Genomic DNA, 1,515 nt, shown 5'->3' with positions numbered 1-1,515 from the left:
ACTTCACTGCTGGGCCGGCCATTAACATCTACAATCACCAAAGCCTGCGTCGTTTAATTGATATGGGCATGAACCGTTGGGTAGCACCTTTTGAGCTGTCGCGTGACTGGTTGCAGGATATTTTGCAGCAAAAGGTCATTGAAAGCGTGCGTGACTGCTTCGATGTTGAGGTATTCTCGTTTGGGCATATGCCGCTTGCCTGGTCGGGTCGCTGTTTTACTGCGCGATCTGAAAACCGCCCGAAAGATCAGTGTGAGCTGTGCTGCATCAAGTACCCCGAAGGGCGTGAAGTGAAAAGCCAGGAAGGACAGCAAGTGTTTGTACTTAACGGCATTCAAACCCAATCGGGGACTCGTTATAACCTGATAAACCAACTTCCGAGTATGCAGGGGTTAGTGGATATCGTCCGTATTAGTCCGCAACCACAAGGCACTTTTGACTGGCTAGATCGTTTCCGTAACAATGTTGATGGCGATCATCCCGTAAAATTGGGCAGCAAAGAAAGTAACGGCTATTGGTTACAGCTTGCCGGGTTACTGACGGCATAAATACACGGAATTAAGAGACAAAAGGGCAATTATGTCAGACGATATCGCACGTATTGGTGTTATTACGGTCAGCGACCGCGCCAGTCGAGGGCAATATGAGGATGTCTCAGGTCCGGCTATTGAAGAGACATTAAATGACTACTTAACGTCTTCGTGGCAGCCGGTGTATCGGGTTATTGAAGATGAACAATCGCTGATTGAACAGACCATAAAAGACTTAGTCGACAAAGAAGGCTGTTGTCTGGTGGTGACCACCGGTGGTACTGGCCCGGCTAAACGCGATGTCACTCCCGAGGCAACTGAGGCAGTTTGCGACCGCATGATGCCGGGCTTTGGGGAGCTGATGCGACAAGAGTCGTTAAAGTACGTACCAACCGCCATTCTCTCTCGCCAAACTGCGGGTTTACGCGGCTCATCGCTAATTATCAACTTACCTGGTAAGCCAAAAGCCATTCGTCAGTGCTTAGACGCGGTATTTCCGGCAGTGCCTTATTGCATTGACCTTATGGAAGGCCCTTATTTGGAGTGTAACGAAACGGTGATTAAACCCTTCCGTCCTAAAAAATAAGAGCTACAGTGATTTCTGGTGTATGAGCCAAAAAGAATGCGGTGTGAGTTGTTGATTGGTATCACCAGATCAACAACCTCAGCTTTTTAGAGAAGGTTTTAGCCGCAGACATATCGGCGATGATTGATAAATGAACACTCATGTGCTCGCCTTGGGTTGCCATGCGCAAGCCAAATTGAGTATCGATTAGATTAAAGTATTCCTTAACCTGAATGCTGATACTTGGAAAGATGGTTCAAACCGTAAAACAGAGTGTAGACGCCAGTGTTGATAACACCAGCGAGTAATTGCGTTGGCCACCTGTTGCTGATAGGGGGCATCGAAGACCTCCAGTTATATCCGTTTAAGTCAGACACCTAAACTTTACTGTGAGTTTCGATAAAATGCTTTATTATCAGT

General features: G+C 47.2%; 2 protein-coding genes. Both read left to right on the top strand.

What is annotated here, in order from left to right; genetic code table 11:
* The coding region (locus tag BZG79_RS15465) for a U32 family peptidase (RefSeq protein ID WP_199878052.1) at window positions 1-548 on the top strand (548 nt) is incomplete at its 5' end.
* 31 nt (window positions 549-579) lie between these two features.
* Window positions 580-1,116 (top strand): molybdopterin adenylyltransferase, encoded by a 537-nt coding sequence (mog, locus tag BZG79_RS15460; protein ID WP_021022543.1) that lies wholly within the window; start codon window positions 580-582, stop codon window positions 1,114-1,116.
* Window positions 1,117-1,515: the final 399 nt, after the last annotated feature.

The sequence above is a fragment of the Salinivibrio sp. MA427 genome, assembly GCF_001996115.1.
In the GTDB taxonomy this organism is placed as follows: Bacteria; Pseudomonadota; Gammaproteobacteria; order Enterobacterales; family Vibrionaceae; genus Salinivibrio; species Salinivibrio costicola.
This window is presented reverse-complemented; position numbering and strand designations above follow the sequence as displayed.